The following is a 19086-nucleotide window of genomic DNA, read 5'->3' as shown; positions in this document are numbered from 1 at the left end:
CGCGGGCCGCCGCCCGGCTGGTGCGCCGCCCGGTCGCCGAGATCAGCGCGCCGCCGCGCCGGGCCGCGCTGCCGGCCCCGCGTCAGCCCGAGGACGGTCTGCCCGGCCTGGCCGCGCTGCCGGCCCTGCGCCCGTCCCCGGCGGTGCCCGACCAGCGCCGCGCGCCGGCGCACGCGGCCGCCCACCGGGACCCGTCCCAGCCCTACGAGCGCGCAGCCCTGGCCTGGACCCGCTTCGGCTGGTTCCTGGTCCTACTGGCGATCCTGGCCGTCCTGGCCGTCGCTGGTTTCGTTCTGGTGCTCTAGCGGTTCGGGTCGCATCGTCGGTCCGGTGGTGGTGCCGCCTCCAACGTGGTGGGCCAATCCCCGTCGGACAGATCCCGGGACGCCATGTCGCACAGCGCGCTGACCCGGTGCTTCTCGTCGAGGTCGAGGCTCAGCAGGTGGTTGCCGAAAGGAACCAGCAACAGCCGGGCGGAGTGGGGGACGAATCGTCCCCGGATCGCCGTCGACGTCGGATCGAATGAACGCGGGAACGGCAGCGGTAGCGTCCCGACGGACACGCCCGTCCGGGTGTCGGTCACCTCCAGCGCCGCGCCGCTCTCGGCTTCCCGCACCCGGACGTAGACCGATTCGTCGGTCGTCACGGCCTGACCGCCGGACGGGTACCGCCGTGCGTCACCGGGCGCGACGAGCTGCTGTCTTCCGTCGCCGAACCGTCGGAGCGACCCGTCCTCGAACGCGGCGAGCAGCACGCGGTCCGGGTAAGCGAGTGTTCGGGGAGTACCGACCGCCGGACTCGTCGTCACGCCGGTGCGGGTGTCCACCACCAGCACCCTCCCGAGCAGCGTGAACGCCACCGCACCGCCGTCCGGCCGGAACGCGACGGCGCGGGCCTCGGCCGAGCTGCTCCGCTCCGGTCCGCGGAGCTGCCGTACCAGCGTCCAGTCGGACGTGCGTCGAAGAGTTACCGCACCGCTGGCGGCGACCACGACGACCTCCCCGGGCGCCGGCCCGGTGCCGACCCCGGCAACGTCCTCCGCGAGGTCGGAGCTGATGTCCTCGAGCCGTGCGTCGGCACGCCAGCGAACCCAGCGGCGGCCGGCGGTACCGATCACCTCCCGCCCGTCGGCGCTGATCCAGAGGGGAGCGAAGACGTCGCTCGAGGCTCGGAGGGACGACTCCGGGAGCTCTCCCACGGTGGCCATCGTCGCCGTGTCCACCAGGTACGCGCGGGTAGGTCCCTCGCTTTCGACGACGGCCCGCCTGCCGTCGGCCGAGATCAGCAGCCGAGGCGGCGACCGCACGGGTACCCGGTGGGGAAAACCGTCGTCGAACGCCATCGCGGCGGCCCAGCGGGCGGTGCGGCCCGCCCGCGTCAGATCCCACAGCACGACCGCGGGGCCGTTGGCTGAGATCACGTGATCGCCGCCACCGAGGAACTCGATGCTCGCGGTGGCCGGCACACCGGTCAACACAGCGCTCACCGAGTTGCCCGGCAGCGCGGATCCGGAGCCGTTCTGGGTGCTCACCTCCGCGATCTGGATTGCGCCAGCGGTCGCGACCGCGGCCCGTTTCCCGTCCGTGCTCACGGTCATCACATCGGCGGCGTCGATCGCGACTTTGCCCCCGGCCTCCTCCGCCTCCCGACCGGGCACGCTCGGGGTGACGGTCAGCGACCCACGGATGTTGAGCATGCTGAAGGCGCAGTTCGTCGGGAAAGCCACTTTGCCCACCGTGGGCCAGTAGTTGGCCAACCGTGGGTAGGTGCGCTCACCTCTCTGAGCCAGCGGGTGTCCGCTGAAGGTCGTCACCTGGCCGCGCCAGGCGCACAGCCGGACGGTGTCGTCGTCCGACATTGTCAACCGCTGAACCGACAGGGTGTCGCTGGTGATCCGGTTCACCACGGCGCCGTCGCTGCTTCGGTGCACGGTGATCTCGTGGTCGTCGTAATCCCTGCTGCGGACGACCCCGACGCGTTGCCCGGACGGTGAGAGGGTGACAGCTGCCAACGGCACGGCACCGCGGAGCGCGACCGCCCGGTCGGCCGGTGCACCGCTACGCCACACCACCGCGGTCGTGCCGATCCCGGCCACCACGGTGGAGCCGTCCCGGCTGAGCGCCAGACGAGTGACCGGGGCCTCGCCCAGTCGTGCGGTGGCCACGCGATCTCCGCGCGAGCTCCACAGCGTCACGTGGCCGTCCGCGGTACCCGCCGCGAACACGCGCCCGTCCGCGCTCGGAAAGAGCGAGGTCACCCGGGCCTCGGCGCGGAGAAATCGCGTCAGCTGCGGGCTGCTCGCGCTGATCGTGAGCAGCGCGCTCCGAACGCGGTCGTCCGCGGGACGACGACGGTAAGCCTCGGCGATGAGCACCGCGGCTCGGTCCAGCGACGTCGGCGCCGCGGCCAGCGCGGCCGAGGCCAGGGCACGGGCTACGGCTGTCTCCCGCGCTTCGGCTTCGCGTTCGCCGCGCTGGTCGGCGAGGAACCCGGCATAGGCCGTACTCGCGGTCAGCACCACGGCCAGGACGGCGGCGAGGAGAAGAGTGAGCCGAGTGCGGCGCCGCTGCCGTCGGTGCTCGGCCAGCACCGTGTCTTTTCCGACGCCTAGTACCGGCGCGGCGAAGTTGGCGATGCCATCCGGATCGGCGACGTAGGTATCGCCGCGCAGGTCGATCCAGAGTGGTTCCTCGGAGAACCGGCCGGCGCAGCGGGGATGCAGGGCCGTCGTCCGGTGCCAGTCGAAATCGTCACCGTTCCACTGGATGTCGCCGTCGGTCAGTGCGAGGAGGAGCCGGTGGGTCGCGTCGGACTTGTGCCGGAGCCACCAGTCGAGTTCCCTGGCGACGCCGGTCGAGGCCGCTGAACTCGGCGACGCGACGAGGATCAGCCAGTCCGAGTGCTCGAGTGCGTGTTCGATCGTCGACCACAGCGGGCCGGCGGCGAGGTCGGTGTGGTCGCGGAACACCCGGAGAGCCCGGACCCGGTACCAGGGCCGGGCGAAGCGCTGGAGCCCGTGCTGGAGTTGCCGCGCCACCTCGATGTCTCGGTCGGTGTCGCGCGCGTAGGAGATGAACGCGTGGTAGCCGGTGGTCACGGGGTCAGCCGCACGCGATGTTCAGGCAAGGGGTGGCGTCGTTCTGCGAAACGTTTCCGCCGCCGTCCTGAGCTCCGCCGGGACTGATCCAGATCCCGTAGCCTCGGCTCCCGCTCGTGTGATTACCGGAGAGGACGATCGGGCTTCCCGCGGGAGCCTCGACATGTATCCCGTCCGACTCGGATCCGACGACAGTATTGTTCCTGAACTCGAACTGAACCGGAACTCGGCGTTCGGTACGGAAGTCGATTCTCGTGCCGTCCGTGAAACGGTTTCCGGATATCGCCGAGGCGACGGTCGCCTTCTCGTAGTAATTCTCCAGGACGATGCCGAGCCCGACGATCGTCGAGTCGAGAACGGTGGGCGGCTCGTATCCGGTGATCAGATAATCAATGGTGGACTTCTCGATGCGAAGGTGGGAACCCACGGAGGTGTTGCAGCCCGAACAGTAAATCGTGCCGCCGCTGAACGTCACGGTGCCATCGATGGGAAAGATCATGAACGAGAACTCAGTATCGGTGAACGAGCAGGTGCTGCCGCGCAGACAGCTGCTGTTCCAGCCGCTGAGCTCAGAGCCGGTGACGGCGACCTCCGATGCTCGGGCCCGGATGGGTTCGCGTCCTTTGTTGCCCGCGCCGCCCCGGGTGATCGTCGACTGCCGGACCGTCGTGCCCGTGGCCTGTTCGGCTTCCACTCCGCTTCGCTGGAACCGTTCGAGCACCATGCGGTCCAATTCGACGTCCCGCGTGTCGGTGAGGCTCACCGCCAGCCGGAAGCCGTGGACCGTGCCGTTACGGATCCGCACTCCGCGGTGGTTCTCGACGCGGATGCCGGTCTCCGCGTAGCCACTGCTCACGGTGTCGTCGACGATCCGGTGGCCGGCGAGGTCGATCACCACGTCGTCGGCTCCCACCGTCAGGGCCACGCCGCTCGAACAATGCAGGTCCGCGGTCAGCGTCACGCTGCGGGTCAGCACGGCCCCACAGGCGACGAGGCTGCCGGAGTCCGCCGGCTCCGGCGACTCCGAAGTGACGGAACCCGGGCCGGTGGCCGGAACCGTGGGGCCTACCGTGGGCCCGGTGTCACCCGGCCGCGGGGTTCCGCTGGGTGATCCTTCCGGTGTCCCCGAGGGAGACGGCGAGCGGCTTCCGTCGCCGCTGGTGCTCGGTGACGGCGATGGCGAGGCGGACGGCGACCGCGAGTTCTCGGTGGTCGGCGTCGGCTGCGGACGTGGCCCGTACTTACGGACGTGGTGCACGGAACCCGGCGCCACCGCGACCGCGTCCGGGCCGTCCGCGTCGTTGGCCCAGACCACCGAACCGCGGGTGAACACGTCCAGCGGGCCCGCCGGGCCCACGGTGACGGGTTCGAGTACACGCCGGTCGGACCAGTCGTAGCCCAGTAAGCGTCCGGTCCCCTCGTCGGCCACGTAGACGCGGTCGCCGGCGATGACGGGACGCCCCAGCCGACTCGCGGAGGTCAATGCGAGGTCGACCGGCGTGATCTCGGCGGCGTCCAAGTCGGCCAGGTAGAGCCGGTTGGTGGCCACGGCGACCCGGTCGCCACCCGGATCGCCGGCGACCAGTGGCGCGGCGTCGCTTCCTGGGATTCCGAGGTGCGTGACCTCGCCGTTATCGACGGTTCCGGCCCCGGAGCCGACGACCTGGACCACGACGTCGCGGCTCGAGGTCGCCGCGACCGCCACGTGGTCCGCCGAAGCAGGCACGGAGACCCGGCGCGTCACGCGGCCACCGTGGATCCGCGCGATGGTCGCGGAGCCGGTGGCGACCAGCAGATCACCGTCCGGGGTCGGCGCCGCGTCGTCGATCCGGTCACCGAGGTCCGTCGCCGGACCCGCGTCGCGGAGCGAATCCGGGTGGAGCGGCTGGACCGTTCCCATCCGCGCGTCGACGACATAGACGGTGTCGGCCGCCGATACCACCGACGTTCCCCGTGGGAATTTCCGCTGGGTCTGCTCGGTCGGCCGCGCGGGGTCGATCGACCGGACGGTCCCGGTATCCGAATCATGCAGGAGCAGCGCATCGAGCTGATCGACGACCTGCAGGCGATGCCCTCGGGAGCCGCCGAGAGGCACCGTCGCGCCGGCGCCGTCGCGCAAAGCGTTGACCTCGCCCAGGAAGCCGGGCGCGGTGCTCACCAACCAGGCGCGCATCGAGGCGAGCGTGATCGACGGGGCCCGGTCCGGGCTGGCGATGACGATCGGGGTGACCGCGAGAAGAGCCACCACGGGTAGTGCGAGCGCGCCGCGTCGCAGGCGGCGGAGCCCGCGCCGTCGTCCGGTAGAAGTCATGTCCCGCTCTGTGATCGACGAGAAAGGCGGAGGTCGGTGAAGACACCGATTGAAACCTAGTCCGATAACCTTCCGGAACCGTTCCTCGGACCGTCGGCATAAGAGTCAGCCGTTCGGCTGTCCGTGGTGGACCGACGTGTTCGGGCAGTAGACCTTTCGGCCGCTTGCTGCGACCAACGCGCCCATCGAGACTTTCGCCAGCCGTCGGATCGGAAGGCGGGGGGGGAATTGATGTGGCCACCGAAGAGGGGTCACCGCTGACATGGTCGGAGAAATTGAGCGGACACTGGGTCGACTATCCCGCCAGATCGGGTCCCGATCGATTTGCGGCACCGTTCCAGCGATTGGCCAACAATCTGGAGAAGGTGATCAAAGGCAAGCCGGACGAGGTGCGTCTCGCGCTCTGCTGCCTCTTCGCCGGTGGCCATCTTCTGCTCGACGACGTTCCGGGCGTCGGGAAAACGACCCTGGCACGCGCCATTGCGGAGTCCATCGCGGGCTCGTGGCACCGGATCCAGTTCACCCCGGACCTCCTGCCGTCCGACATCACCGGCACGATGATCTACCGCCAGCACACCGGCGACCTGGCGTTCCGGGCCGGGCCGGTCTTCGGCCACATCGTTCTGTGTGACGAGATCAACCGGGCGTCGCCGAAAACCCAGTCGGCCCTCCTGGAGGTGATGGAGGAACACCAGGTCTCGATCGACGGCGAGCGTCACGAGCTTCCGGAGCCGTTCTTCGTGGTGGCCACGCAGAACCCGGTCGATCTGGCCGGAACCTATCCGCTCCCCGAGGCGCAACTCGACCGGTTCCTGATGAGCCTGAGCCTCGGATACCCGGCACACGCGGCCGAGGTCGACGTCCTTCGCGCACAGACCGGTCAGGAGCGGCCGCCCGCCCTCGAGCCGGTACTCACGCCCGACGACGTCGCCACGATGACCCGTGACGCCCGCAGCACTCACGTCGCGGAGAATCTGTTCGACTACGTGGTCCGGATCGCCGCGGAGACCCGGGCGACACCCGAGGTCCGTCTCGGGGTGAGCCCTCGCGGCAGTCTGGCGTTGGTGCGCGCCGCACAGGTGTGGGCGGCGGCCGACGGCCGGGATGCGGTGACATCCGACGACGTCACGGCGCTGACGGGGCCGGTGTTGGCCCACCGGCTGATACTGACGCCCGAGGCGGAGTTGAACGGCGTATCGGCGGCGGAGCTGCTCCGGACGATCCTCCGCCGGGTGGACGCTCCTCGCTTCGTCAGCGGTCGATGAGACCGACGATCGCGGGTCGGCAGCTCATGGCCGGCGCCGCCGTCGCGTCGGTGCTTGCCGTGGTGTTGCGCTTTCCGGAACTTCTCTTGCTGGCGGCCGCGTTGGGTGTGCCGCTCGTCGTCGGTGTGGGCTCGATGTGCCGTCGGCCGCGGATCGACCTCACGCTCGACGTGACGCCGGCCGAAGTGAGCCGGCGCGACGAAGCACGCCTGACGGTGGAGGTGCGGAACGCGGGTCGGCTCACGACGCCCGCGCTGACGATCGGACTGCCCTCCCGGCCGCAGGCGGGGTTCGGGGCGCCGGTCCGGTTGGCCGCTGGCGAGAGCGCGCAGCGCACTACGGACGTTCATCCCGACCGGCGGGGCTACGTGTCGTTCGGGCCGGTCGAGGTGGCGCAGGTCGACGCGTTGAACCTCGTACGGCGAAGCCATCGGCCGACCTTCCGCGAAGACCCCGTGCTCGTGCGCCCGAGGCGGAAGCCGGTGGTCGTGCCGACGTCGGGCCGGGCCGGGCCGGAGGATCGGATCGAGGGGCGGGTGCGGATCGACGGCGGTGTCACGTCGGCGAGTTTGCGTCCGTACGTGCCGGGAGACGACATCCGGCGCATTCATTGGCTGGCCAGTGCCCGACGCCCGGACGGAAGCCTCCTCATGCGCGAGCAGGTCGTCCCGCTCGAGCCGTCCGTCGACGTTCTGCTGGACACCCGCTGCCCGGTGGGGTCGGGGGAGGAGCCGTTCGAGGTCGCGGTCGACGCCGCTGCCTCGATCGTGGACAGCGCCGTTCGCGCGAGGCTCGCCCACTCGCTCAGGACCACCGGTGATGCGGAGAGCCGCGTCCGTCACTACGTGGATTTCCTGACGTTCGTCGAGCGGGAGCCGGAAGGCTCCGGACCGGACGGCCGGCTGGCCTCGTGCATCCACCGGTTCGCGCGCGATCGACGTGGGACGGCGGCCGGCGGTGTGCTCGCGGTGCTCACACCTCATCCGACGGGCAGTGCGGACGAGACTGCGATGCGTCACGCTGCCCGCTCGTTCGAAACGGTGTTGCTGATCCGCTTTCACGAGGACCCGGCGCTACCACCTGGACTTCGGCGTGTCGGTCCGTGCTGGGCCTTGGACGCCGGAAGCCTGGACGCGGCGGTGCGCGGCTGGAACCGGATCATCACCGCGACGGCGGGGCCACGTCGGTGACGACGAACCTCCGCTCGCAATGGCCACCGACCGCCGTGGTCGCGCTCGCGTGTGCTGCGGGAGGCTTCGGCTTCCAGCGCGCGTTCGAAGGCTCCGTGCTCGTGGTTCCGGTGCTGGTGGCCGCGTCGGGCGGCGCGCTCGTCGTCCGAGCCGCCGCTCGGATGTTCCGGCGGTGGTGGGCGATCCAGATTCTCGCCGTGGTCAGTGGCGTGCTGGCCGCCGCGGTGCTGATGAGCATGGATCAGCGATCCGGCGGGCCGGCGCGGACGCCGGCGGCGCTCCGGGACGGGTGGCTGGACCTGCTGTCGATGACGCTGCCGGTGCCGGATCGTCCGGAGCTCGTCCTGGTCCCGGCCGCTCTGACCTGGCTCAGCGCCGCCGCCGGAATTCACCTGCTGGTACGCGGCCGGAGCCCGCTCGCGCCACTCGCTCCGGCCGGCGTCGTCCTGGTACTCGGATTGGCCGCGACGGTGCCCGCGACCGGGTACGTGGCCGTGCCGGTCGTCGCGCTCGCGATGTCCGGCGTCACGTTGCTCGCGCTGCGCGGACCGGGTCGGCCAGGGCTGAGCGCGGGGCTGGCGCTGGCGCTGGTGGCGCTGCTGGCTCTCGTTCCCGCCGGCTCCCTCGTGATCTCTGGTTCACCGCCGTACGACGCGCGGGAGGAGCTGCCACTCGCCGCCGTCGCGGAAACCGAGGTCAGCCCACTCGATCGGGTCGCGGGATGGTGGGCCGAGCCGGCGGAGACCCTGTTCCGTACCCGGGACACCGGTACGGACGCTCTGCGGCTGGCGGTCCTGGATACCTACGACGGTCGGGAGTGGGGGAGCACGGGGAAGTTCACGATCGCGGGCCTCGGCGTGCCGCCCGACGCTCCGGCCGAGCTGGGCCCGACGCGGAAGCAGGACATCTGGATCGAGCGGCTGACCGGGCGGTACCTACCGGCGCCGGCGCGTCCCTGGCGTCTTCCGGACGACATCCGCGCGGTGGATACGGCCTCCGGCACGCTGCTCACCCGCGAGCCGTTACGCCCGGCGCAGCACTACCGGCTGGTCACCCGCGCTCACGCCGACGTCCCAGCCGCCGGTCAGAGCCGCCTGGTCGCTGCTGGGGGCCCCGCTTCGGCGCTCGTGCTGCCGGTGGCGCTGCCCGAACCCCTCCTGGGATTGACGCGTGCAGTTCCGACCGGCCAGCCGGACTTCGCCCAGGCTCAATCACTGGTCACCTACCTTCGGACCTACTACCACCACGACCCCCACGCGACGCCGGGCGCGACGCTGGGCGAGCTGGAGACGTTTCTGACCGAGCGCACCGGCACCGCCGTGCAGTTCGCCGGTGTGTTCGTACTCGCCGCCCGTCTCCTCGGCCTGCCGAGCCGTCTCGTCGTCGGATTCCGGGCGGGCGTACCGGCGGCCGACGCGACGAGAGTCGTCCGTGGTGCCGACGCCACGGTCTGGGCCGAGATCAACTTCGCCGACCAGGGCTGGCTCGCGTTCGACCCGACCCCCTCGCCGGGAACGGCGGCCGAGCGTCCGAAGCCTGTCGGTGGAACCGGCACGGATCAGGGTGATCCGGAGGCGAGCCCGCCACCCCCCGTACCAGAACAAGCACCGTCACCGGACCCGGCGGAACCGCCCCCGGCGCGGGCGGTCGACCGACCGGACCCCCGGACCGTCTCGATCGCCCTGGCCGTCGGGGTTCCGGTCGTACTCCTGCTAGCCATTTACCTCACGGCCGCGTCGGCGGCGCCGGCTTGGCGTCGACGGGTCCGGCGGTCGATTCCGGGGCGGCGCGGCCGGGCGCTGGGCGCCTGGCACGACGTGTTGGACAACTTGCGGATCCTCGACGTGCCGGACCTGCGGAGCGCGACGCCGGAATATCTCGCTGCCTGGCTGTCGGCGACGGATCGCCCGCTGGGTGAACGCATGGCGAAGCTGGCCCCGCTGGCGAACCGGGCGTTGTTCTCCCGGGAAACCCCTACCGCCGCCGAGGCCGACGAGAGCTGGGCGCAGGCCGACGCGGTGCGGGCACGCCTGCGGAGCATCGTGAGCCGTCGACGGCGCATCGCGCGACGGCTGGGCTCCGTCGCTCGTCCACGGTGGAACGCGGAGGATCCCTTCCGGTGACGTACGACGCTTTCATCTCCTATAGCCACCGCGCGGACGCCCTACTGGCCAAGCGGGCCCGGCGCGCGCTGGCGCGGCTCACCGGACAACGCCGGCTCGCTGGGCGTCACCTGCGGATCTATCTCGACCACACCGCCACCACGGTGAGCGGTAGCCACGACTTGTGGACGACGGTTCGGACCGCGCTCGCCGACTCGGAGTACCTGCTCGTTTTCGCCTCGCCGGAGTCGGCGCGCTCCACCTGGGTGGGGCGCGAGATCGAGTACTGGCTCGAACGTCACGCGCGGGCCGGCTACGTCGACCGGCTCATCATCGTGCACACCGGCGGCACCCTGAGGTGGGACAAGGACCGGTCGGACTTCTCGCCCGACAGCAACGCGCTTCCCCCGGCGCTGCGCGGCCGTTACCGGAGCGAGCCGCTCTGGGTCGACCTGACGTGGTTCGCGGGAGCGCGATTCCGTCGGCGGCGTCTGCGTCAGGATCTCGCGACGATCGCGGCTGAACTCGTCGGCCGCCCCAAAGAAGAAATCCTTCGTATCGACGCGTCGCGCACACGTCAGATCGTGGCGGCGTCGGTGGCTCCGGTCGTACTTCTCACCGGCTTCACCGGGTATCAGGTCAAGCAGAGCTGGGACCAGGCGGAGCGCTCGGCGGCCAAGGAGTTCATCCGGCAGAGCAAAGAGGTGCGCGCCCGGGACCCGGAGTTGGGCGAGCTCCTCAGCCTGGCCGCCGTGCGGATCGAGCGCACCAAGGACACCCGTTCTGCCGTGCTCGACAGCTATACCTATCCGGGCCGGTCGAGCACCCCCACCGGAATGTCTGACGCCGTGCTCTCGGCAAGCGCGGATGGGAAGACGATCGCACTGGGAGACTCCGCCGGACGGATCGAGCTCCGAACCGACGCCGGTCGGGTGCCGTCAGGTCCGCCACTCGCCGCGTCGGCGTCGGCAGTGCTGGCGCTTGCTTTTACCCCGGACGGCCGGACCCTCGCGGTGTCGACCAAAGACGGCACGATCGCTTTGTGGAACGTGGCCGGCCGCACCCGTGGCCGGGTGATCCACCTGCCCGCGACCGACCAGGCCTACCGGATCGCGTTCGCTGAAGGCGGGCGCCTCCTGATCGCCGGAACCGTGAACGACGCATGGCGGTGGGATCTGACCGACGGCTCGTCCGCCGGCGCCCGCTACCCACGGTGCGGGAGCCGGAGCACGAGGTTCGCCCTCGACCGGCTCACCCATCAGATCGTGATCGGCTCCGCGGATGGGTCGATCTGCCGGCGGGACGTCCGCGACGGCGGCACACGTGGGAGGGATCTGACCGGCTCCAAAGCGAGCATCACCGCGCTCGCGGTGTCACCCGACGGGGCATACGCCGTCAGCTACGCAGCCGGGCCGCGGCGTGCTGAGAAGCTGATCCGATTCTGGAACCTGCGGACGGGCAACCCGTCCGGTAGCCCGGTCACCGCGTCGGCCGGAGCCGACAACTTCACGTTCAGCGCCGACAGCCGGACGTTCGCGAGCAGCGACGCCAACGGCCTGATCCAGCTGCGGGACACCGAGACGCGTGAGGCGATCGGTTCGCCGCTTCCCGGCGGGGAACCCGAGTCGGTGAGCGAGGTGGTGTTTCTGCCGAGTTCGACCGAGTTCGTCTCCATCAATCGCGTCGGGCGGATCAGTCGGTGGGACGTCGCTGTCCAGCGGCCCACCCGGCCGGTGCTGCCCGGATCCGGTCGCGGAACCCAGGAAGCGGTCTTCAGCCCGGACGGTGGCCTGCTGGCCACCGCACAGGGCGATCAGACCGTTCGCCTCTGGCACGTCCCGTCCGGAACACCGGATGGTGAGCCCTTCACCGGGCACGAATCCCCTCCGCGGTCGGTCGCTTTCAGCCCGGACGGTGCGTTGGTCGCGAGCGGGAGCGGTCGACCGATGATCGGTTGCGAGTGCGCGATCCGCGTCTGGAGTGTGGCCGACGGGCGTCAGATCGGCGCACCCATGACCGGGCACACCGATCGCATCGAGAAGGTCGCTTTCAGCCCCGACGGAACCGTGATCGCGAGCGCCGGTTCCGATGGCACCGTTCGGCTGTGGGACGTCCGGAGCCACCGGCCGGTGGCCGTCCTGCGTCCGGGGACGAGTCGTGTTTACACGCTGGCTTTCAGCCCGGACGGCCGGCTGCTGGTCGCGGGGGGCGACGACGGCGTGCTGCGGGTGTGGGCCATGCCGGAACGGACGCTGCTGCGCACCATCTCGCTGACGAACGCGGTCAGCGGCGCGCGGACGATCGCTTTCAGCGCCGACGGGACGTTGCTCGCCGTGGGCGGAGCGAACGGCGCGGTGCGGTTCTTCGATCCGAGCACGGGCGAACAGCAGGGCGACCCGATCACGGTCCAGGAAGCGGAGGGCGATATCCATCGGCTCGCGTTCAGTCCGGACGGCCGCGTGCTCGCCGTGGTTGCCGCGGGGAAGTCCGTCCGGCTCATCGATCTCGCGACTCGGACGCAGATCGGCAGGCCGATGATCGCGCACCGGGACACCGTCAGCGCAGTGGCGTTCGCGCCGTCCGGCCGGTGGCTGATGAGTGCGAGCCTCGACAACCGGACCCAGCTGTGGGACGTCGGGTACCTCTCCGACCCCGTCGCGGCGCTCTGCGCCGTCGTGCGCCGACCGCTCAGCGAAGTCGAGTGGGATCGCTATGGTGGCAAGGGCGTCGACTTCCGGGCCGTGTGCCCCTGAACCACCGGAGAGCCGGGCGCTCGGAATGCCCGGCTCTCCGGTGTTGGCTACGCGGGTGCGTCCGCCAAGGGCCAGCCGCCGGCGGCGAGGTGGGCGGAGACGCGGGCCACGTCCTCCTCCGACGCCTCGTCCAGCGTCGCCTCGTTGATCAGCTTCTCCACGTCGGCCGTGGTGATCTCCTCACCCTGTAACGCGAGCAGCGCGAGGTCGTCGGAGATCGAACGGACCTCGTGCTCGGTCAGTTTCCGGCGGAGCAGCCCCAGCAGAACCACGTAGTCCTGGCGGGGCACACCGGACGGGTACCCGGCGCGGAGCCACTCCAGGGCGCGGGCGACGAAGTTGGAGCGCGGTTCGCTCATCCTCAGTCCTTGTTCTGGATGGTGGGGTAGACGTGTTCGAAGCTGAGTTCCTTGCCGAATCCGTACGCGACGATGTACGTGATCCCCAGAAACACGGCGAGTAGTACGAGCGCGAAGCACAGGATCCCGATGACCCGGCCGACCGGGTGCGGGGCGGACGCGGTGTCCACCTCCGCCGACCCGCCCTGGCCCCAGGCCATCGTCCGGATGCCGAACGCGAACAGCGTCGGCAGGCCGGCCCCGAGCACGAGACCGATGAGCAGGACTTTCCAGGCCGCCTCGAAGGCGAACGTCACGTTGTTCACGATGTGCCTCAGACCGTCTCGGGGGTGCGATCGGCGGAGGGGGCGGAGCCCTCCCACTCGTCGTTGACGTTGCCCGCGTGCACCGGCTTCTGCCGCGACCGGAAGTACATGTAGCCGGCCGCCGCGACGAGCAGCGCGAAGACCACGATCGCGCCGATCAGCCCACCGCCCAGGACGTCGCCGATGTACCAGAGCAGCGCCCCGACGATCGCGGCGCTCGGCAGCGTGATGATCCACGCCGTGACCATGCGGCCGGCGACCTTCCAGCGGACCTCCGCACCACGCTTGCCGATGCCGGTGCCGAGGATCGAACCGGTGGCGACGTGCGTGGTGGAGAGCGCGAAGCCCAGGTGCGAGGAAGTCAGGATGACCGCGGCCGACGCGCTCTCGGCCGCCATGCCCTGCGGGGGAGCGATCTCGACCAGGCCCTTGCCGAGCGTCCGGATGATGCGCCAGCCACCGAGGTAGGTGCCGAGCGCGATCGCGAGCGCACAGCAGGCCTTGACCCAGAACGGGATGTTCTCGGTGTCGGTCCAGTGGCCGCTGGCGATGAGCGCGAGCGTGATGACGCCCATCGTCTTCTGGGCGTCGTTGGTGCCGTGCGCGAGCGAGACGAGCGACGCGGAGCCGATCTGGCCCCAGCGGAAGCCGGTGTTCGTGTAGCGCTCGGCGACACCGCGGACGACCGCGTAGATCAGCCACGTTCCCGCCGCGGCGATCAGACAGGCGATCACCGGGGACAACAACGCGGGCAGGATCACTTTCCCGACGACGCCGTCGAGTTTGCTGCCGTCGCCGTTCCAGTTGACGCCGCTGAAGCCCAGACCGGCGATCGTGGCGCCGATCAGGCCGCCGAACAGCGCGTGCGACGAGCTGGACGGCAGGCCGAGCAGCCACGTCAGCAGGTTCCAGATGATGCCGCCGGCCAGGCCGGCCAGCACGATGAACAGGAGCGCCTGGCCACCGTCGGCGGTGAGCGCGTCCTTGGGGGTGCCGTCCTTGTTCTGGATCTTCACCACGGCGTTGGTGACCGTGAGGGCGACCTCGACGGACAGGAACGCGCCGATCAGGTTGAGGATCCCGGATAAGGCGACTGCGGTCTTCGGCTGCAGCGCCTTGGTGGCGATGGACGTGGCCATGGCGTTCGCGGTGTCGTGGAACCCGTTGGTGAAGTCGAACGCCAACGCGGTGACCACGACGAGCACAAGAATGACGGTTGCGGCTGTCACACCCTCAGGGTGCGTCGGACAACCATGTCCGTAAAAGTGCCGGGAGCGGAGTTCGCCGGAAATTCACCTTCGCCGGGGAACTAACGGTCACGGGCCCCGCGCCTCCCGCGCGGGGCCCGTGACCGGGTCTCAGCCGCGTACGCCCTCGGTGCGGGTGCCGTCCTCCACGCCGACGCCGCCGGCGACCTCGGTGAGCGGGGTCGCCTCGTCCGGGTCCTGGTCGGCCTTCGCGAGGTCGACGGTGGTGCGCAGCTCGACCTGGGGCAGCGCCACCGCGGCCAGCACGCCCACGACGGCGATCGCGGCGGCGATCAGGAAGATGTGGCCGGTGGCGTCGCCGTAGGCCGCGCGCACGATCTCCTGGAAGGCCGGCGGCAGCGCCTCGAGGTCCAGCGTGCTGGTGTCGGCCCCGGCGTTCGCCGGCACCCCGGCCGCCCGCAGCTGGGCCGTGATGTCGGTGGTGACCTTGCTCGCGAGTACCGCGCCGAGCACCGAGACGCCGATCGTGCCGCCGAGCGAGCGGAAGAACGTGATCGCGCCGCTGGCCGCGCCGAGGTCGGAGAGCGCCACGGTGTTCTGCACGACGAGCACCAGGTTCTGCATCGACATGCCGACGCCGGTGCCGACCAGGAACATGCCGACGCCGACCAGCCACAGGCTGGTGAGGTGGTCGATCGTCCCGAGAATGCCGAAGCCGGCGACGAGCACGACCGTGCCGCCGACGATGTAGGGCTTGATCTTCCCGGTCGCGGTGATCAGGCGCCCGGAGATCGTCGAGGAGAGCAGGACGCCGGCCATCAGCGGGATCGTCAGCAGCCCGGCCTCGGTCGGGCTGTAGCCCCGGCCGATCTGGAAGTACTGGCCGAGGAAGACCGCGCCGCCGAACATCGCCATGCCCACCGAGAGGCTGGCGACGATCGCCAGCGCCGGGGTGCGCTGGGCGATGACGCGCAGCGGCACCACGGGCTCCTTGACCCGGCTCTCCACCCAGGTGGCGAACGCCAGCACGAGCACGCCCGCGCCGACCATGGCCGCGGTCGGCCAGGACACCCAGTCGAACGTGTCGCCGACGAACGTCACCCAGATCAGCAGGATGCTCACGCCGCCGGCGATCAGGAACGCGCCCGGGTAGTCGATCGAGACGCCTTCGCGCTTCACGACGGCCAGGTGCAGCGTGCGCTGCAGGACGACGAGCGCGACGATCGCGATCGGCACCCCGATGAAGAAGCACCAGCGCCAGCCGAGCCACGACGTGTCGACGATCAGGCCGCCGAGCAGCGGGCCGCCGACCGTGGCCAGCGCCATCACGCCACCGAGGTAACCGTTGTACCGGCCGCGCTCGCGGGGCGGGATCATCGCGGCCATCACGACCTGCACCAGCGCCTGCAGACCACCCATGCCGAGGCCCTGGAAGGCGCGCGCGGCGATCAGCTCGCCGGCGTTCTGGGCGAAACCGCAGATGACCGAGCCGACGAGGAAGATGCCGATCGCGATCTGCACCAGCAGTTTCTTGCTGAACAGGTCGGCGAGCTTGCCCCAGATCGGCGTCGTGGCGGTGGCCGCGAGCAGCGAGGCGGTCACCACCCAGGTGTACTGCGACTGGCTGCCCTCCAGCGCGCCGATGATCGTCGGCAGCGCGGTGGAGACCACGGTGGCGCTGGTCATCGCGACGAAGAGGACCAGCAGGAGGCCGGAGAGCGCTTCCAGCGTCTGGCGGTGCGTCATGGCGCCGCCGGCGGCGGGCGGTGGTGCGGTCGGCGCGGTCATCGGCGCGCGTCCTCCGAAGACTCGATTGCTTGACTGATGCAACCACACAATACTGCCCAGTGGGCAAGTTTGCACATCGGGAAACGACGATAGGCTGACCAGCGTGGACGGACTGCGCGAGCGGAAAAAGGTGGCGGCGCGGCAGGCGCTGCACGAGGCGGCGGTCCGGCTCGCGCTCGAGCAGGGCCTGGACCGGGTCACGACCGAGGCCATCGCGGACGCGGCCGAGCTGTCACGCCGCACGTTCTCCAACTACTTCGCCGGCAAAGAGGACGCGATCCTGCACGGCGACGTCGAGCGGCTCCGGTCGTGGCTCGAGGCGCTGCGCGAGCGGCCGCGGGCCGAGCCGCCCTGGCTCGCACTGCGCGAGAGCCTGCGTGCGTTGTACGGGCAGTGGGCCGACCCGAACCTGGCCCGCGCGACCGCGATGCGCGCGCTGCGTCAGCACCCGTCGTTGCTGGCCCGCCAGTCGGCGATCTACGGGGCGTTCGAGCGTGACGTCGCCCGGGTGCTGCAGGAGCGCTCCGGAACCGACACGCCGGACGCGCGCCGGGCCGCCCGGGTGCTGGCCGCCGCGTTCCTCGCCGGCCTGCGCGTCGCGACCGCGCTGTGGATCGAGGAGCCCGAGGTCCGCGCGCTGATCCCGACGATCGACGAGGTGCTCGACCAGGTGGGCGCGCCGTTCCGGTGAGTACCCCCGGTCACCACACGCGGACGAAGCCCCGGTCGGTGCCGTTGACGACGGCGCGGGTGAAGCGCTGGGGCTCCCGGCCGGACGGCGTCCTGATCGAGACGACGTCCCGGTCGGTGGTCACCTCGGGCGGCCCGGCGGGGTCCTGGAGTACAGCACCAGCTCCGCGGGGCCGGGGAAGCCCGGGGCCGGCTGACCCGTGAACCCGTACACCGCGTAGGTGGCTCCCCGCGCGCTCCGGATCTCGACCACGACGATCGCCACCTCCGGCACCGGGCCGTCGGCCGCACCGACCTGCTTCGGCGTCGGCTGCAGGTAGCGGACCGGGAAGCGCTGCGGATCGATGACCAGCGTGACCGCTCCCACCACGGCCTTCCCGTCGACGAAGTACGCGACGAGCTGCTCGGCCACCAGCGGAGTGGCCGAGAGGCCGTCCCCGTTCACCCGTAGCGGCAGCCGCCAGTCGCCGTTGCGGAAATCCACGTCCCGGACGGTCGCCGGTACGACCGCCGACTTCGCCGGGTCGGGCAGCGCCGACAGCGGCACGACGTCGGGCCGGAGCAGCACGGCCGGTAGCTCGCCCGCGGTGGCGGTGGCCCCGTACTCGAGGACCGTGTAGTCGACCTTCCCGGGCACGGTGTTGAGCGTTCCGCCGCCCAGGAACGCCCCGGAGTGCGGGTTGATCAGGATGCGGTAGTCCCGGTCGCCGTCGGTGAGCGCGAGCGCCGGGGCGTGGCGCCCCAGGTCGTCGGCGGCGTCGGCGACGAAGCGCAGGCCGGGGATCAGCAGCGCGGTGTCGTACAGCCAGGTGCGCACCCGCGGATCGGCCTGGCCACCCGTGCGCAGCGCGTCCACGAGGGTCGCGAAGACCTCTCCGGGCGATCGGCCGCGCTCCCGCAGCGACGCGACGAACCGCTCCGGGCTGATCTCCGCCGCGGCCCGGCGCAGCCGTTCGACGGTCGGGTGCTTCTCCACCAGCGCGAGCAGGTCCGCACCGGACGCGGGAGGCGCCTCCGAGCGACCCGGCACCAGCTGGTTGCCCGCGGAGGTGCGCTCCGCGCCGGGACGCGACCCGTCGGCCGAGTACCAGGTCTCGCGCTGGGCCCCCTCGGGGGTGCGTTCCCGCACGTAGACGAATCCGGTGGGGGAGTAGCCGGGCAGCGCGGTCCGCGGCGCCGCGGACCAGCGCGCGCGCAGCTCGGCCAGGCTCGTCGGGCCACCCTGGGCGGCGTGCCGCGGTTCGGGTCGCAGGACCAGCCCGAGCACCGCGGTCAGCGCGACGACGAGTACCAGCGCGGCCGCGGCGAGGGCCGGTGCCGTCCAGCCCGACCACCGGGGCGCCGGGCGCGCCGGTGTCAGCTCGCGGAGGAGCGCGGCGCGCCGGGCGGCGGGCACGTCCCGTTCCGCGGGCGCCGGCGGCAGCAGAGCGGCGAGTTCGTCACTCATCGGGTCACCTTCCTCGTCTCGGGGTCGATCGCCTGACGCAGCCGGGCCCGGGCCCGCGACAACCGGGACCGCACGGTTCCGATCGGGATGCCGAGCGCCTCGGCGGTGGCGGCGTAGTCCAGCCCGGCGTAGACGCAGAGCGCGACGACCTCCCGCTCCCCCCCGGCGCAGGGTCTCGAGCGCGGCCCGCACCGCCAGCCACTGCTCCTGTTCGGCGAGCTCGTCGACGAAGTCCGGCTCCGGTGGCGTCCGCGGTAACCGGGCCAGCGCCGCGGCGTGACGACGCCGGGCCCGTGCGGTGTTGCGCACGACGTTCGTCGCGATGCCGAGCAACCAGGGCAGGAGCGTGTCGCCGGTCGCGTCGATCCGCTCGCGGCCGCGCCAGGCCTCGAGGAACGTCAGCGACACCGTGTCCTCGGCCGCCGACCAGTCACCGAGCAGACGGTAGGCGTGGTTGTAGATCCGGCGGGCGGCCGAGTCGTACAGCTCGCCGAAGGCGGCGGGATCCCCGGCGCGCACACGCTCCCGCAGAGTTGTCGTCACGCCCCTGTTCTGTCCACAGCGGGAACAT

14 protein-coding genes and 1 pseudogene are annotated in these 19086 nt (G+C 71.1%); 8 read left to right on the top strand and 7 right to left on the bottom strand.

The features are described from left to right. Window positions 1-305: pseudogene (locus tag ABD437_RS11070) on the top strand (hypothetical protein); the annotation flags it as partial. On the opposite strand, the gene ABD437_RS11065 reads toward ABD437_RS11070, so the two are convergent. Both ABD437_RS11065 and ABD437_RS11060 read right to left on the bottom strand, forming a co-directional pair. Beyond that, window positions 302-3097: a toll/interleukin-1 receptor domain-containing protein gene (locus ABD437_RS11065; protein WP_344648699.1), complete on the bottom strand. Its 2796-nt coding sequence runs from the start codon at window positions 3095-3097 to the stop codon at window positions 302-304. The pseudogene ABD437_RS11070 and the gene ABD437_RS11065 sit on opposite strands and share 4 nt — an antisense overlap. Before the next feature lie 4 nt (window positions 3098-3101). After that, the gene (locus ABD437_RS11060) at window positions 3102-4073 is read right to left on the bottom strand and encodes a right-handed parallel beta-helix repeat-containing protein (RefSeq protein WP_344648698.1); all 972 of its coding nucleotides are present in this window, start codon (window positions 4071-4073) and stop codon (window positions 3102-3104) included. A gap of 103 nt (window positions 4074-4176) precedes the next feature. Between ABD437_RS11060 and ABD437_RS11055 the strand changes: the two genes are divergently transcribed. From ABD437_RS11055 to ABD437_RS11030, 6 genes are all read left to right on the top strand, one after another. Next, on the top strand, window positions 4177-4494 hold the full coding sequence (locus ABD437_RS11055) for a hypothetical protein (protein WP_344648697.1): 318 nt from the start codon (window positions 4177-4179) through the stop codon (window positions 4492-4494). 218 nt (window positions 4495-4712) lie between these two features. Continuing rightward, window positions 4713-5351, top strand: coding sequence for a hypothetical protein (locus tag ABD437_RS11050; RefSeq protein WP_344648696.1), 639 nt, complete (start codon window positions 4713-4715; stop codon window positions 5349-5351). Between the two features lie 332 nt (window positions 5352-5683). Next, entirely contained in the window at window positions 5684-6673 is a 990-nt protein-coding gene (locus ABD437_RS11045) for an AAA family ATPase (RefSeq protein ID WP_344648704.1), read from the top strand. A 26-nt stretch (window positions 6674-6699) separates the two neighbouring features. After that, window positions 6700-7863: a DUF58 domain-containing protein gene (locus ABD437_RS11040; protein WP_344648695.1), complete on the top strand. Its 1164-nt coding sequence runs from the start codon at window positions 6700-6702 to the stop codon at window positions 7861-7863. After that, on the top strand, window positions 7860-9986 hold the full coding sequence (locus ABD437_RS11035) for a transglutaminaseTgpA domain-containing protein (RefSeq protein WP_344648694.1): 2127 nt from the start codon (window positions 7860-7862) through the stop codon (window positions 9984-9986). Before ABD437_RS11040 ends, ABD437_RS11035 begins: the two co-directional genes overlap by 4 nt. After that, window positions 9983-12718 (top strand): WD40 domain-containing protein, encoded by a 2736-nt coding sequence (locus ABD437_RS11030; protein ID WP_344648693.1) that lies wholly within the window; start codon window positions 9983-9985, stop codon window positions 12716-12718. Before ABD437_RS11035 ends, ABD437_RS11030 begins: the two co-directional genes overlap by 4 nt. 47 nt (window positions 12719-12765) lie before the next feature. On the opposite strand, the gene ABD437_RS11025 is transcribed toward ABD437_RS11030, so the two are convergent. The 4 genes from ABD437_RS11025 to ABD437_RS11010 all read right to left on the bottom strand — a co-directional run bounded on the left by ABD437_RS11025 (window position 12766) and on the right by ABD437_RS11010 (window position 16378). Continuing rightward, window positions 12766-13077, bottom strand: coding sequence for a DUF3349 domain-containing protein (locus tag ABD437_RS11025; RefSeq protein ID WP_344648692.1), 312 nt, complete (start codon window positions 13075-13077; stop codon window positions 12766-12768). A gap of 2 nt (window positions 13078-13079) precedes the next feature. Further along, entirely contained in the window at window positions 13080-13382 is a 303-nt protein-coding gene (locus tag ABD437_RS11020; protein ID WP_344648691.1) for a hypothetical protein, read from the bottom strand. A gap of 8 nt (window positions 13383-13390) precedes the next feature. Further along, window positions 13391-14611: an inorganic phosphate transporter gene (locus tag ABD437_RS11015; protein ID WP_344648690.1), complete on the bottom strand. Its 1221-nt coding sequence runs from the start codon at window positions 14609-14611 to the stop codon at window positions 13391-13393. Window positions 14612-14740: 129 nt separating this feature from the next. Continuing rightward, complete coding sequence (locus ABD437_RS11010; protein ID WP_344648689.1) at window positions 14741-16378, bottom strand: MDR family MFS transporter; 1638 nt, start codon at window positions 16376-16378, stop codon at window positions 14741-14743. A gap of 103 nt (window positions 16379-16481) precedes the next feature. Between ABD437_RS11010 and ABD437_RS11005 the strand changes: the two genes are divergently transcribed. Beyond that, a complete protein-coding gene (locus ABD437_RS11005; protein WP_344648688.1) occupies window positions 16482-17069 on the top strand; it encodes a TetR/AcrR family transcriptional regulator in 588 nt (195 codons plus the stop codon). 120 nt (window positions 17070-17189) lie between these two features. Here ABD437_RS11005 and ABD437_RS11000 read toward each other — a convergent pair whose 3' ends face one another. Then, the gene (locus tag ABD437_RS11000; protein WP_425558133.1) at window positions 17190-19058 is read right to left on the bottom strand and encodes an RNA polymerase sigma factor; all 1869 of its coding nucleotides are present in this window, start codon (window positions 19056-19058) and stop codon (window positions 17190-17192) included. Between the last annotated feature and the right edge of the window lie 28 nt (window positions 19059-19086).

It is taken from the genome of Cryptosporangium japonicum, assembly GCF_039524755.1.
In the GTDB taxonomy this organism is placed as follows: Bacteria; Actinomycetota; Actinomycetes; order Mycobacteriales; family Cryptosporangiaceae; genus Cryptosporangium; species Cryptosporangium japonicum.
The sequence above is the reverse complement of the archived record's forward strand: the minus strand, read 5'-3'. Positions and strand labels throughout refer to the sequence as shown.